The sequence below is a fragment of the Legionella londiniensis genome (assembly GCF_001467825.1).
GTDB classification, from domain to species: domain Bacteria; phylum Pseudomonadota; class Gammaproteobacteria; order Legionellales; family Legionellaceae; genus Legionella_A; species Legionella_A londiniensis.
Genome location: NZ_LNYK01000016.1, coordinates 285,715 through 301,159 on the forward strand (window position 1 = coordinate 285,715; position 15,445 = coordinate 301,159).

Genomic DNA, 15,445 nt, shown 5'->3' on the forward strand with positions numbered 1-15,445 from the left:
TCTTTGGTTTGCTCTTTATCAGGGCGGCAGCAACCGCCCTTTTCTATATTCCCCACCAATTCATTCCCCATATTCGAAAATTAGTTCTATAATTAAGCAGAAAGTCTAATAAATAAGATTTATTGAGTAAATTATTTTTTGCTCAGAAAACCTTAAGAATAATAAAGTATTATTTATTAATCAGACTGAATTTAATCGCCACAAACAACTGGATTATGCTATGTATAACTTAGAGAATACTATCAAAAGCGTACAAAACGCCGTTTTAAATGATGTTAAGTCAAAATTAGAAGATTCCTGGTTGCGGGCAAATCGATCCAACATTGAAAAAGAAGTGAATGAAAAAGTCAAAGAACAGCAAAAAATATATGACGAGCAATATAAACAAGATCAGGAAGAATATCGTCAAAAGCTTCAGGAGTGGCAAAGTTCTATTCCACAGCACTCATCGTTAAAGCCAAATCCGCCTTTGAAAGCTACCGCTCATGCTTTTCAGTTCGAACGTGAGATTCAAAACAAATATACAGAACAATTCAAGAGCCTGTGGGAAAAAGATCTAAAATCCATTTTTGAAACACAATTGAAACAATTGAATGCAGAATCTTTTATTGGAGCATTGCTGAAACGGCATCCCTGGCTTGATCTTGGCTACGCAAGCGAAGGCCAGTTACCATTTATTTTTTTAGAACACTATTTGAAACACCAGTTAATTTCACTCATTGAAAACCCTCACATCAAATCCTGGGGGGAGTTACAGATAAGCCATTTTACCAAACCGAATTTTTCATGGCGTGACATTGAAGAGGGGGTATTTCAAAACCTTATCGAAGGTTATCCATTCCATGATGTTGATGATAATTATATCAGTCGATATATTGGCTGTTCTTCTTACCCGCAATTTTTGTCTCAGACGAACCTTGCGGGGAGTAGGCCAACCCACATTGACTTGATTCGCTTTCTTTACTCTCAAGACAGTTCAGGCATGGTTGCCAAAGAACTCAAGAGCCAGTCACGCAAAGGTAACATTTACTGCACAAAATATGCTCCCTCCCACTATACCAAATTAGCCGATTTTGATCCCGCGCAATGGGAGCATTACCAATCACTGCTTGTTAACGTAGGTTCAGAGCAAAATCCCTTGTGGGTTCTTTTACATAAGACAAGCTCAAATAATTGGACAGCCTATGTACCGAATGATAAGCAAAATTATGCGTCATTTTTTGAAAAAGTTCCGGGAACAGTTAATATCCACCCCGTTGACTATCAGTTAAACGCTAAAAACGATGATGATTCTCTATCTAAAGAAAATCAGTGGCATGCGGTGCTGCTGGGAAGAGTATTCCCCTGGTGCTTTTTGAAGAGCATCAATAAACCCGAATTAGAAAAATATCGCCACGATGTTCCTGCTTCCCTCTTATGGGAGAATGTAATTGACCAGATGATTTCACATACTTATTGGGGCTCTTCCAAGCAAAAAATTCATTCTGCTTTTGTTCACCGCGCTCCTTTTAGCAAATTTGATTTGCAATCATGTTATGCACAAAGCTGGCGTTTAGAAAATCAGGGTTTCCTCTTTGGAGACGGGCGTTCTGAGTTTGAAAAAAATATCCGATATATGCATATGATTGAATCATTTGAAACACATATATTTTCTATATCGGAAGACAGCAAAACATTCACTTACCAGCCTACTGAAGCCGATGCCACACTGCAGCATCAGGCATATAAAACCATTTATCACTCACCTGTAGAACGTCTGGTGATGGCCAATCCTGTCTATACTCATGGTTTTGTTAAAGATTTGGCAACTTACGATATCAATTTAAAAACAGTACGCCCCATTAACCCACAAAATTTCCAGCAAAACAAAGACAACTTTACCTACCCAATGCACGCTGCCGCCCGCAACCGGTTTCTGCAAAGTTTTGCCCCTGATTTATTAGCTTCCGCCAAGAACAGTATTGAAGGTCGTCAGGCATTATGGGCTTCTGTTGGAAAAGAAATGATTAGTTTCTTCCAGCAAGAGCCGATCTTGGATCTTGATTTATACAATCAGGTTAGAAAACCACTGAACGAATGGAAACAAGAATACTGCGATCATGAACAGCATAGCGGTTTGTCTGGCAAAGCCTGGTCCTATGCGCAAATTGCGGAAATGGGCAAGGATGGTTTGGATGCGCTATTTACCCAATTAAATGCACTATTCCCAACAAGCTGGAAGCCTCAATATAAAGAGCCCGCCCCGAACCTCAATGCAACTTTTGATCTTGCCGGCAGCTTAACTGATTCTGCCAGTGATTATATTAATCACCTGGCTTCTAAAATAGAAGATTTTGATAAAAGACAATATTTCTATACAAAAGATTACCGCACGCGATGCATGCCGCTCTTTAAGTCCTTATCGTTAGTTTTTCCAGAAACGCTCGACAAACAAAATATCGAGGCCATCGGCAGATTGCTGAAAGCAGTCAATCAGCGTAAAGAGGATTTCCAGGAAGAAACGCCCGAAGTCGTTTTGTATAACCTCCCTAATAATAAGCAGGGTGAAGCTTTTATTGAGCAAATGGAAGAATTGCTGCAGAAAAACCCTAACTGGCAACTGCAAATCCGTATTCCCGTTTGGGACCGGGAAGCTTATATAGAAAATGAAGAGCAAAGAAAGCTAAAAGATCGCTATCGCCTCATCCAAAATAAAATTCAAGATAATCAGCGTAAAGTCAATCACCAAAAGCTCGCAAAGCAAACTGAGAATATTTACAACTATGCACGCAACGACCTTAAGGCAGAATTGATTTTATCAGCCACTATGCACGCCAATGAGCAGCCATGGGATGAACAAGGCATGACTTATCCTCTGGTTTCCCAGGCGCCAGGTATCCAGCAGCAAATGCAGCAAGAGCAGCAGCAGGAAATGCAACAAGAGGAACAACAACAGGAAGAACAGCAGCAGGAACAGGAACAGGAGCAGCAGATTGAAGCTTATGGCGGCAATGAAGGTCTGCTGATTACGCGCGGCAATATTAATGAGAATGAAACCTGTAAGCAATATTGGCAAAATCTTGCGGGAGAAATCAAAGACTTATCAGGCTTTAGCGGACAATTAAGCGACCTGTTCTCGCAATGGGTTGGCAGTGAGCGTGATGCAAGGCATGTCATTGAAAAGATTGAGCCCGAAGCCGTAAAAAAAATGATGGACTACGCGCCGCAGTTTCGCCTGGGTATTGCCAAAGACAACCTGCCTCCTGGTTTTTATCTCGCTTATTCAAGGGAGTCCAAACAAGGTTTAATCTTATGTTTTAGTGCAAAACGTGAAATCGATGATCTACGAAAACGTGCTGATTTAACCTTAAAACAGCGTAACCCCTTTACCGTTGAACTCCATCCGCGAAAAAAAGCCATTGAATTTCGCGGTGATTTTCGCCAATTCACACCCCTTGATAGCAAAGGCGATTTAACCATCAAAGAAACTTTGTGGAAATATTTGGCAACGGAAGATAAGGACGCACAAAGACTCAACCGTGCCAAACAAGGCATAGACCTTCTTAGAGAAGACGAGGAAACGATCTCGAGCGAAGACGCATCAGTTACCCTGCAGCGCTATGAAGCCTATAAGGAAATCAAGGTTCCCGGAAATGATGAAGATTGCCTGAACGCATTGAAGGCATGGGCAGAAGGCAATAAAGCATCCAAGGAACTTTGCTCTATTCTCTTCAATAAAAATCGACTCACCGATAAAAACTTAAAAGCATTCGGCCAGTTATTTAATTTTTATGACGTTGATTTTACTCAACAATCCAATAAAAAAACAAACGGCACTGAACACTGGTTGTTCATTGCTGACCAAATGCTTGAAACTTTTGGTGAGAAGCATTTCGCTATCTGGAAAGAACGGCTGCTTGATCCCTCAGAAAACTGGACTGAATTATTAGAAAAAGAAGAAGTGGATGCCATGGCCTTGAGCATGCAAAGCCTGAAAGGCCATAAAACTGAATCAGAAATCTGGTGGCGGCTCGTTGATGCTCACGGCAAGGCCACAGGCCACATGTCCTATGCCAAGTTATGGCATGCCTATCAAACCCTTCTCACTTATATTGAACAAAAAAAATTAACGCTCAATGAAGATGCGATTTCCAACTATCTGCAAGCCACATCCAACTTTAATGGTTTGGTCTTTTGCGACCGCCTGCATCGGGTGTTAAAAAATGCTGAAAACCAATTGGATCGCGACCTCGTTCAACAGCATATTCTGGATAATATTGACAAGATTGACTGGCGGCATAATGGCTACTATTACGCGAGCCGCTATGAATCCTATCCTTATTGGAAGGAAGGATTGCAACTTGAAAAGCTCACGAGTACCAATAAGTCCCTTGCAGCTACTTATATGCCCCGCTGGGATGAAGGTGAAATTAAGGATCTCAAAACCCATGCGCTTCGCTTTGCCAGTGAGCGCATGCAGCTTCGGTATAACGAGTTTGACCAGTATCAAAAATTGATTGAGGTTGCAAAACTTGCTGAAAACCCTGAATTGTTACGCCTTTTTACAGCGTCGCTTGCCATAGGCGTGAATAATCTCAATCATTTTAAAGAGCCAAGCACCCTCACTTCACTCGTGAACACTTTAAGTGATACGAAAGAAGTTAACTCTGATTTGATCGTCTGGATCAATAAACAACTGTTACTGGACAAAGAGCTACTGCCCGATACGTTACACTTGCGTTTTGAGGATATTGTCCATTTCGCTAAAGCCTTACAACAAAACAAGATTGGTTTGGGCGATCTTCAACTTGATGATGATGAACTTGAATTTATCAATGCCTGCGGCCGTGCCCTGCAATGCCATCAGGACAAGCCGCAAGACAAGCTTGCCCGCTTGCTAAAAATTGATAAACCAGGAAAGATCCTGGATCACGGATTGTTTACTGCCTATCCTTGGCTTCTGGAAGATTATGAAAAAAATAGCCAAAATTGGCAAGAAATCGACCCGCTTGCCGGCGTTAAACGTACGCTCCAGATTAAGCTTTTTCTTGCACAACTGGAATCGATCGATTTTGCAAAATCAACCTACCTGCCCTCTCGTGAAGAACTGAGAGAAGCATTCAGCGCGATTGCCAGCAAATCACAACGCGTGGAAGCAAGAAACACCAGACAAGAGATAGTGAATCAATGGATTGAAAAAGGATGCGCCATCACTGTCCAGGACTCCCCTTTCCGCAAACTCGAGAACAAAGAACCCAAAGAAACCCTGGAGTTTCTCGAAAAACGCTTTTTATCGACCTTTAAAGAGCATAATAAAACTTTAATGCAGCAATTGCTCGGCCATGTTGCTGTTAAAGATGAAGGCAATGAAGAAGCGGTTAAAAAACAACTGGAATCATTTCAGCGTTTGATGATCGGGCTTGACAATAAAACGCATTATAACGATTTAGGCCAGGTTCTTGGCTTACTGCTGCAAAAAGCCAAAAGCGCCAAACCGGAATGTATTTATTCTTTACCGCAGCTGACTTCCTGGCTCGAGAAACTGGTAAACCAAGAGGAAAGGGCCTTCGCGCACTATCCCGTTAACCTTTTGGAAGAACTGTTAAGCCATGAATTGAATAACCCCAAGTCTTCTCTTTTAAATTCCAACCTTCATCATTTAAACGAGAATGGAGATGCGGAAAAACAGAAGTTAGTTCAAACAATTACCTATAATGATCTGCCGAATCATTATAAACCCGTCTTGGTGCGATGGGCTTTAAAAAGCGAAAAAATTGAAACAAAAGTAATTCATTATGTAGTCAGGCAACTGGGAAGCCTGGATGAAGATGAATCCATCAGTTCAAAATGGCCAGAAGCCGTTTGCCGGTTAATTAATAATTATCTTGATTTATCGATGCCTCCGGAATTAGGTGTTCTAAAGGCAGTTGTTGAACAACCTGATTTACTTCCAAACTATCTCAAGCCTGTATGGCAAGAAAGTCAAATCAAATTAATCAATTTATTAATTGATGAAAGTACGCGTCATAACAGTTTTGACAAAGATGAGGCTATTTCACTTCTTACAGCCTTAAGGGGCGAAGGAAGAAATGCATATGCCATTCAAATTATCCTGGTGCAGGCCATAAATCATTTATCATTCAATGAAAATGCCAAAGTCTTTTTAGACATTTCTAATGAGTTACAAACATGGTCTAAAGACGAAGCAGAACAGCTGGCGCTTTACATGGCGGACGAGCCAAGACCCTCTGAAAAACTGCTTTGCGACTTGCTTAAACGTTGCCCAACTAAATCAGCAAGCGATTTAATTCATGAATTTGAAAGTGTTGAACAGGCTAAAGACAAAAATGGCTCATCCAAGCGTATTTACAGCATTGACGAGAAAGACCGTGAGGATTTAGCCCGCGTATTAAAAGGCCTGAAACTCAAAGGCAGAGGATACATCAGCATTGATGAGCAAAAAAAGCTGCTCAATCTCTTGTATTACACCAATGATTACAGCGATGTGCAGCAACTGCACCGCATGAGAATGGAAGATTTAAAGAAAACCCTGGAACAGGGCATTCAGGAAATCAAAAACAGCCAAAATATCGATAAAGATTACGCCTCTGCCCGGGTATTAGCCTGCATGAGGGAGATTTTGCTGCGCAAATCAGGCAAATTCGCGAACCACACCCAAATGCTTGATTTGCTTTATGCAGCCACACACAACGATGAAAGCCTTATTCATCAACTGCGTACTGGCCAGGGTAAAAGTATCATCACTATCATGCGCTCTTCTTTCCTCGCATTAACAGGTCATGTGGTAGATGTGTTCAGCGCCAAAGCGAGCTTGTCAGAACGAGATCACGAAGAATTCGCACCCGTACTTGATGCCATGGGAATCCCTCATGCGTACATCAGTGAAGGCTCCCCTGCCGCCAAATACAAAACAAAACCTTCTAACTCTGATATTGGCGCAATCAATTATGCGACCATTGGCAACTTCAGCCTGTTCCACTCCCGCCATATCTGGGATGGAAAAGATAAGATTGATCTGGATAGAGAAAAACGCGTTGCCTTTATCGATGAATGCGATCATGTCCTTAAAGATGAGCAAACCCAGTTCAATTTTTCTGATTCAGAAGAAGGCAATAGCGATAATAAAATCTATAACCTTGATGAATGGGTGTACCGCATTACCTATGATTTTTATCTAAAGCATAAAGAAAACGAACAATATTTCTTTCCCAATAAAAGCGGTATTTTAACCGTTACTGAAAATCCAGGCCTTAAAGCGCTCTGTGATGCCCTCTATCGTGAACTTAAAAACAGCCCCAAAGGCTCAACTTTTTGGGGTAAATACATCAGCCCCGCTGCTGAACAAAACAATGAAGATGCAATCAGGCTGCGTAATGGCAAATTAAAAGACTTATTGACCGCTGCCCACATCGCGCATCATATGGAACCTGATGACAAATTCTGTGTGCGCCCCGACTTAAAACAGGTCAGCGGCATGAAAATCACAACTCGCGCTGCGAAAGTGATGATTAACAATCAGGTCATCGAAGGCTCAACCTATAGTGATTTGGTGCAGCAGTTTTTACATGTACGCTTAAATCATGACGCCGTAGAAAAAGGGCAAAAACCGGATTTCTTTGTTGATCCGGTCACCCAAATTGCCCTCTCGCAAAACGCGCAGTATTTGCTGAAAAAATATTATAAAAAACTCGAAGGCTGCACAGGAACCGCCGGTAATGAGGTTGATTTAGAATTCTATGAAAAAGAGTATGGCATCAGAAATGTCATTAAAATGCCAACTCACGAAAAAATCAGAACAGAATTTCTGCCTGCAGAATTCGCTGAATCATTTAATGATCAGATTGATAAACTGGTAAAACAAATTCTTGCTAACCAGGACCAGCCAATCTTAATTACCTGTAAAGACGATAAAGCCGTAAAACGCATTGCAGCCGCCATTCAAAAAAAATTAAAAGAGACAGAAGAATTTAAAGGCACGCTTACCGTAGACACTAATGACAGCGGTAAATCTGAAAGTCAGGTTGTGCCTCTCGCCGGTAAAATAGGTGCAGTCACCATCAGTTCACGCCTGGGACGTGGTACGGATATTAAGCCTGAATCTACAAAGGGATTGATGGTACTGCGAACCTATCCTGCTATCCCCCGGGTTGAGAAACAAGAGCGCGGCCGCCAGGGCCGAAACGGCGCTTTGGGAACCTGTCAGGATATCATCAACTATGCAGAGGTTCTTAATGAGCATAAAGCTTTATATGAAAATCACCAAGAAAGGCTTTTACAGATTGAAAAAGAACAACAGCAGCATTTAACTAAAAAACTGGAAAAAAACAGCAAGCGCGGTTCTCAAAAATGGAAATGGTTAGAAAAATCAGAAGAAACGCAAAATAAAATTGTCATTACCCGAGCTACCCAGCAGTTAAAACATGAGCTCAAGCAGGAGCAGGATAAATTTATCCGCCGCAAGGAAAATCTGCTTGCAGTACTTTCAGGCAATGTGATGGATGTGCTGCATCAAAACATGAAAAGTGAGGCTTTCGGGTATGAGCAAAGCCGCAAATCGCTAAAAACTCAATGGCTTGATGCGCGCAAGAAAATTGATGAAGCCTGGAACTCACGCCTCGCTGGCAAACAGTGCGACAGTGAAGAAGTTTATCAAGAATTTTTTGAAAAAGTGGAAAACATATGGGCTGGCCTCTCATTCAATCATCGTGAGCTTGACGGGCATTGCCTAACCAAATTACAGCAACAATCTAAAACAGAGAAAAAAGAGAAAAAAGTGATTCTGGAATCCGAGCATAGAATTGAATCACAACCCAAAAATATGGATGCGTTTATTCAATGCTATCAGGCATGGTTTGCAGAGGCTCAGAAAAAAAGAGAATACAAACTCAATGATGAGCAAAAAAATGTACTCTATGGTATTGAAACCAAAATCATCCCGGTGAATATTCCGAATATGGGGGATGTTGATGAAGGCATAGAAAAGATACGCATTGTCTCTTATCCCAAACACCATGAGCTCCTGTTCAAAATGTTGTTAGCTGCAAGCGGGAAAAGCGAGAATCCTGAAGCGTTATTTAATGGATTAAGCGCCCTGATTAAAAAGCATGGTTCAATGCATCGCATGCCTTGCCAATCACTCGCTTATATGGTAGACAAATTAAGCGAACGCAGCGGGGATGAGGAGAAACTCCAGGAGTATATTGCTGTTTTTGAGAAATTCTTTGGGCACGAAAAGCTCAATGAAAAAATTTTCCCCAATGCCGAAACCATCACGCTCAATGGCAAGTTGCTATTCCTTGCTGTGAACACGATTACAACCCACCTGGTAGCTGATGGGAAAGGCTCAGCTTCTTTTGTTGAAAAACTGATAACCGTGATGCATGAAGCGCGTTTCAGGGATCGCCTGGATGATACGAATCTATCAAGGCTCAATCAAATATTTGCTGATAACCATCATTCAACCGATGTGTTAACGCGTTACTTTGCTGACGCCAACACGGGAGATCTGGGTTATTTTATTAACAATATCTTGACGCTTGATGAAAGGATCGCAAAAGACCGTATCGCTCGGCTGCATCAATACCTTAAAGAGCATCAAGAGAAGTTAAATCAAAAAGACTTGCGTCCCATGATGCGTCCTTTACTGGCTATTGTCCTGCTAAACAGCAAGGATTATTTGCCTGATTTGGCTATGCTCGCAAACCTTGAGCCGGTCCATCGCGGCCGCTTGCTGCATTTTATGGCTGCTCGTTTGCCTCTTGATGAGGATACTGTCAATGAGCTTTTGGAAAAAATTTCAACTCAGGAAGAAAGTCAAGAATTCATCGAAGATGTGATAAAACCATTAACCAGTTTGCCGCTTGAGACTTCTTTAGAGTATATCAATAAGGAGCTTCAGGACATTGACAGCCAGCATGAATTTGGCGCGATGAAGAAAAGATTGCAAACGCTGCATGAGGCTGGTGATTACTTTAACCAGTATGTGAAGCAAAAAAATATTACAGGAACTGAGAACCATCATATCCTGGCTGACTTATATGAAAAAATGCCTTGTGAAAAAGCAAAACGGTTTTTTGCTGTTGCTGCAAATCGCAATTACGTTCATGTACCAGCCGAAGATGCCATCGAGCTGGCTACTCAATTCAATAAAGAATCCGATATGAGTTATGCGCTGTTGAACTTCACTGCCCATGAAGTCACGGCATTAAAAAAACTGCTGGGAAGCCTTAATAAAAAAATTCAGCAGCTTGAGCCGGGCGACGAGCATAAAAAGATTTTATTCAATCAGGATGAAATTTCCACCATCAAGCAAAGGCTTGCTCAAATAAACACGGAAGAGGCCCAAAATTTCAGTAAAAAACTTGAAGAGAAAGATACCCGGGTTGCCGATCAGTTAGATGGTTATTTTGATTTATACGCTCATTTCAACTCTTGCGCAATGCATAGTAACATCACTGATAAAAAATCGTTACAAGCGTTATTCTTTAAACCCAACTCTCCTTCGGCTTTAGAATGGAAAGTTTTCTATGAAAAAGCAATAAATCATTCTCATCTCAAAGAAAAGAATATCAAAGCAATTGCGGCGCTTTTTGTTGAGAAGAAAATTTCTAATCAGGATTTGGCTAAATATTTTGAATATTTCAATGCGCTGAATCAATTAGATACCGCCAAAAGAAATTTTGCGGAGAGGATATTGCCTCCTGTAACTCAAGATACGCTGCCAGGCGAGGAAACCCTTCGTTTGTGGCTTGATGTTATACAAGCGCTCAAAGATTATAAGGGTAAGGTTACTGAAGATTTGCTCATGAACCTTTATGAACATGTTTGCAAGAATCAATTGGCTACATTCAGATCTAAACTGGTAAAACTTCAGGAAGAGTTAGAAACGGTAACACATGACGCGACTGAACTTGACCGCAATAATCAATATATGTCTTATTTTAAGGAATATGATAGCCCAAATCAGGAAAAGCGCGCCAAAATCATGCAGTATCTGCATCATGGTTTGCTGGATTTGGGAGAGCAATTTAAGAAAACATGCTGGGATCATTTTAATAAGCTGGCCAATAGTTTACTAGAAAAGATTATCATTCCTGAAAGTTTGGGTGGCGCAAACAGTTCCTCCCGCGCAAAATTTAAAAAGTCGTTTCAGAATCTGATTGCCTTCACCCAGGAAATGGTTGGCATCAGCCGCCACCCCATGGAATATCGCGGTGATATTAAAGGTTCAAAAGAGGATGCGGGCATTTCTGGAAAATACGCCGCATATTTTGAGCAGCAGCGAAACCGCTACGCCAGTTTTTGGTGGACAAATCAAAGCCGGAAGTGGCAGGCAGAAAGTTTATTTTCTAACCTCAGCCTAATCGATGAGAAAAAGACAGATAAAACGCAATTTTATAAAAGCGCCCTGGAGCAGATTTTGTGTACCCAAAATGACATCATGGAAAATGATAAAAATAATTACAATTTTAAGGGCTACAGCCGCCTAATGGACATTAGCATGCAAATGTTTGTCAAGTTGGCCAAAGACGGTTTGTCTCAGCCTGATATCAAGGAAGATATGGTTACGGTCTTAAACGATATCCTTGAATCACAACTGGCCATGCATATCAAGTATTTGGCAGACTTTATGCCAGATACAAAATCTACCAATGGGTTTAAGAAGATATTGATGGAATATAAAGAGAAGATGGATAACAATTCAGGAAAACTTGATTCGCAAGAGTTGGCAGAGTTTGCGGATGGTCTGAAAAAGAACCGAAATTCCATCCCCTATCGCTTGCAATACCTGGCAAATAATCTTGAAGCCCTGATTGCCTTGCCAAAAGCAGGCGACAGCAGTCATGGGCTTAAGCGTTAAATATGGAGCCGAATGGAGATTCCAGGTTATGATAGATAAAACTATTTTTAAAAGGAACTGTTTATGCATCGGATGGATTTGGAGCTGTTAATTGAGCAAACCCTGGCTGCTGTTAAAAAACATACCAGCGCGCAAGTTGAGATAGAGTTCGATCTATGTGTAGGAGCCGATGAAACTGAAAAGAAACTTATGGTCTACCCAACCGGCGGGCAAAGCACAGAAGTATCCAGAGTGCACTTTATCATTGAATCCTGACTATTGTTCCAAACCCAAAGGCACTGATTTTTTTGGGTAATAATTTAATCTTTGCCTTTTAAGGTTCGAATTTTATTATAGAACATGGCGGCCATTGTCCGTTTGTCAGCCGTTTTTTTGTACTCTAAACCAGGTTAAGGCAAGCAAGGTGGCAGAATCGAGGATTTTAAATTCATCCATCAGGGAAAACACTTCTTTTCGGTTGATAATCACGGTCTTTATTTCCTCATTGCCTACCCCGTAAAAACCGCTTTTCGGAGAGCCTGTAATTTCAGCATAATAAAGATAGGCTTTTTCCGTCAGGATGCCCGGGCTTTTATACACTGCGGCAATTGGTTGAAGCGTTTTAATCTCAAGGCCTGTTTCTTCGTAAACTTCTTTATGGGCAGTTTCTTCAGGTCGCTCATGATTTTCTATAGTTCCAGCAACGCCTTGCAGGATAAAAGGATCGTCCTTTGCATGATTCAAAAAAACGCCTGGACGAAACTCCCGGCATAAAACAAAACTGTCTGATTTCGGAACATATACCAATACCAGTACCGAGTCTGAAGTATTTACTATTTCCTGCTCTCGTACTATTCTTGCCGCTTTCTTCTCGCTTAAGCTGGGAACTTGCAAGTCATATTTAGCCACACTCAGATAACCCTGGTGTAATTGTTCTTTCCTGATGATTTTTGTTTTATTAAACATGCTCACAATATCCTGGCTCGCCCGGCTGTCTTAAGGCGGGCAGGGTCTAACGTTTTTTTACATGGCGCATCAGCCTTTTCTTCTGCTTGATTTGCCTTGGCGTCAATTTATTTTTTTTACCTTGAAATGGGTTGATGGTGCCTTTAAATTCCAGTTTTAATGGGGTTCCCACAAGACCAAGCGCTTCTGTATAGGAATTTGCAAGATATCTTTTATAACTGTCCGGCAGTGCCTCCAATTGATTGCCGTGAATCACGATAACAGGGGGATTATGTCCGCCAGGATGGGCATAACGAAGTTTAATGCGGCGGCCTTTGACTAACGGCGGCTCATGTTGGCTGACAAAATCCTGCAGCAAACGGGTTAATCGCGGAGTGGAAAAAGTTTGCATCGCAGAAGCATAAGCTTGATCGATATCCTGAAATAATAAACCAACGCCGCTTCCATGAAGGGCTGAGATGAATCTGATTTTTGCAAACTGTACAAATTGAAGTTTTCTATCAATCATTTGCCGGACGCGTTCTTTCTGTTCGGCATCAAGACCGTCCCACTTGTTGACTGCAATAACCAATGCCTTGCCTGTCTCGATGATAAATCCCAACAAATGTAAATCCTGATCGGTTAATCCTTCTCGCGCATCCAGGAGCATGAGGCACACATGGGCCTCACGAATGCTTTGCAGCGTTTTTATGACAGAAAATTTTTCGATTTTTTCGTCCACTTTGGCGCGCCTTCGGACACCTGCTGTGTCAATTAAGACATAATCCTGCCCCTCTCTTGCAAAAGGGATGGCAATGCTGTCTCTTGTCGTGCCAGGCATGTCGTATACAACCACCCTTTCTTCACCCAGCATGCGATTGACGAGCGTTGATTTGCCGACATTCGGACGCCCGACAAAAGCGATTTTTGTGCCTTTTTCCGGGATTTTCTCAGCCTCTTTTATGGGAGGAAAAGTTACTGTCACTCTTTTTAAGAGAGCCTGGATGCCTCGGCCATGAGTTGCAGAGACAGGATAAAGCTCGCCAAAACCCAGGCTTTGAAAATCTGCGGAAGCTAATGCTTCATCCAGGCCATCGGTTTTGTTAATAACGAGAAATACAGGTTTGCTGATTTTCCTGAGTTTATCAGCAATCGTTTGATCAATGGGGGTTAACCCTGCGCGCCCATCAACCAGAAAAAAAATAATATCAGCCTCATGCAATGCAACTTCTGATTGCCTGGACATCAATTCATCAACAGCCTCATCATCTACCCCGACTCCTCCGGTATCTATCACGATAAATGGTTTATCATCATAGATAGCCTCGCCGTATTGCCGATCCCTTGTTAATCCCGGGAAATCAGCAACGATTGCATCCTGCGTGCGGGTCAAACGATTAAATAAAGTAGATTTGCCGACATTTGGCCGGCCTACTAACGCAATAACCGGTACCATAATCTCAGCTCACCGAAAAATGATTAAGCTTGCCATTTGCCGTCAGTACATAAAGTTCTGAATTGGAAACAACAGGAGCTGTCTGTACAGGAGCACCAAGTTCTTTCCTGTATATAAAATCGCCATTATGTACTGAAAGAACATGAAGATATCCCGTTTTATCGCCGAGTACCAATCGATTTCCCATGATCACAGGCTCAGTAACCCCACGGGCTTTCAAGGCTGGTTGTTTCCATTGCACTTGTCCGCTTTGAAGATCAAATGCCCAAATCACATCGTCACTGTCAGTCATATATAAAGAGCGATTGTCTATCGCAATGTTTTTAAAAGTTGAGGCAGGTTTTCTCCAGATAAATTCCCCATTATCTAGAGACAGTGCACCAACATAACCTTGATAGGTTGCCAAAAATAAAGTCTTGCCGCGAATGACTGGATCAGCGTCAATATCGACTAAACGTTCAACATCGCTTGCGCCATTTGCGTAAGCAATGCTTCTTTGCCAGACAATACCACCGGTTTGTAAATCAATCGCATCTAATTTGCCATCTGAAAAACCGACGAGAGCCAGCTTATCAAGGATTTTTGGCGAAGAACTGGCTTTTAAAATTAATCCGGGCGCGCCATGATCAAACACCCATTGTTTTTCCCCGGTTGCAGCATTAAAAGAATACAAGTTCCCGTTAATGGTTTTGACAATCACTTTTCCCTGGGCAATGGCAGGCTTTGCAAGCACATCACCAGAAACTTTTGCCTGCCATAATTCTTTTCCATCAGAAAGGCGAAGCATGATTATTTTTGATGAATCGGTTCCAAGCGCCAAATATCCCTCAGCAACACTTGGCCCGCTTTGTAATTTATCAGTTAGTTGCGTAGACCATAGCACCTTTGCTGTATCTGCATCGATTGCCTGAACAAGCCCGCTGACATCTGCGGTATAAATTGTTTTGTTGCGGACAACCGGCTGCAGCTTCAAGTAGGTATCCTGCAAATTGGGTTTTCCAACCGGAGCGGACCATTTTTCAGCAAGTTTAATTTTTGGTGTTACAGGCGTTAATGATGCGGGTTTTGGAGCATTGTCCTTGCCCAGCATAAACTCGTCTACTTTTGAGCAGCCAGATACCAATAAGGCGGCACAAAATACTCCATATCCTGCTAACTTCCAACCAATCCTGCAAAAGCTAAAATTATTATACAAATTCATAAAT

5 protein-coding genes are annotated in these 15,445 nt (G+C 41.8%); 2 read left to right on the forward strand and 3 right to left on the reverse strand.

The genetic code is table 11. The annotated features are described in order from the left end of the window. Window positions 1-220: 220 nt before the first annotated feature. Both Llon_RS07140 and Llon_RS07145 read left to right on the forward strand, forming a co-directional pair. Window positions 221-11,860, forward strand: a complete 11,640-nt coding sequence (locus tag Llon_RS07140) for a hypothetical protein (protein ID WP_058529371.1) — start codon at window positions 221-223, stop codon at window positions 11,858-11,860. A 63-nt stretch (window positions 11,861-11,923) separates the two neighbouring features. Further along, complete coding sequence (locus Llon_RS07145; RefSeq protein WP_058529372.1) at window positions 11,924-12,115, forward strand: hypothetical protein; 192 nt, start codon at window positions 11,924-11,926, stop codon at window positions 12,113-12,115. Window positions 12,116-12,220: 105 nt separating this feature from the next. Here the strand turns inward: Llon_RS07145 and Llon_RS07150 are convergent, their stop codons facing one another. The 3 genes from Llon_RS07150 to bamB are packed head-to-tail and all read right to left on the reverse strand — an operon-like array spanning window position 12,221 to window position 15,441. Further along, window positions 12,221-12,805, reverse strand: a complete 585-nt coding sequence (locus Llon_RS07150) for an NUDIX domain-containing protein (protein WP_058529373.1) — start codon at window positions 12,803-12,805, stop codon at window positions 12,221-12,223. 46 nt (window positions 12,806-12,851) lie between these two features. Beyond that, window positions 12,852-14,240, reverse strand: a complete 1,389-nt coding sequence (gene der, locus Llon_RS07155; RefSeq protein ID WP_058529374.1) for a ribosome biogenesis GTPase Der — start codon at window positions 14,238-14,240, stop codon at window positions 12,852-12,854. Window positions 14,241-14,244: 4 nt separating this feature from the next. Beyond that, on the reverse strand, window positions 14,245-15,441 hold the full coding sequence (gene bamB, locus Llon_RS07160) for an outer membrane protein assembly factor BamB (protein WP_083503282.1): 1,197 nt from the start codon (window positions 15,439-15,441) through the stop codon (window positions 14,245-14,247). Window positions 15,442-15,445 lie beyond the last annotated feature (4 nt).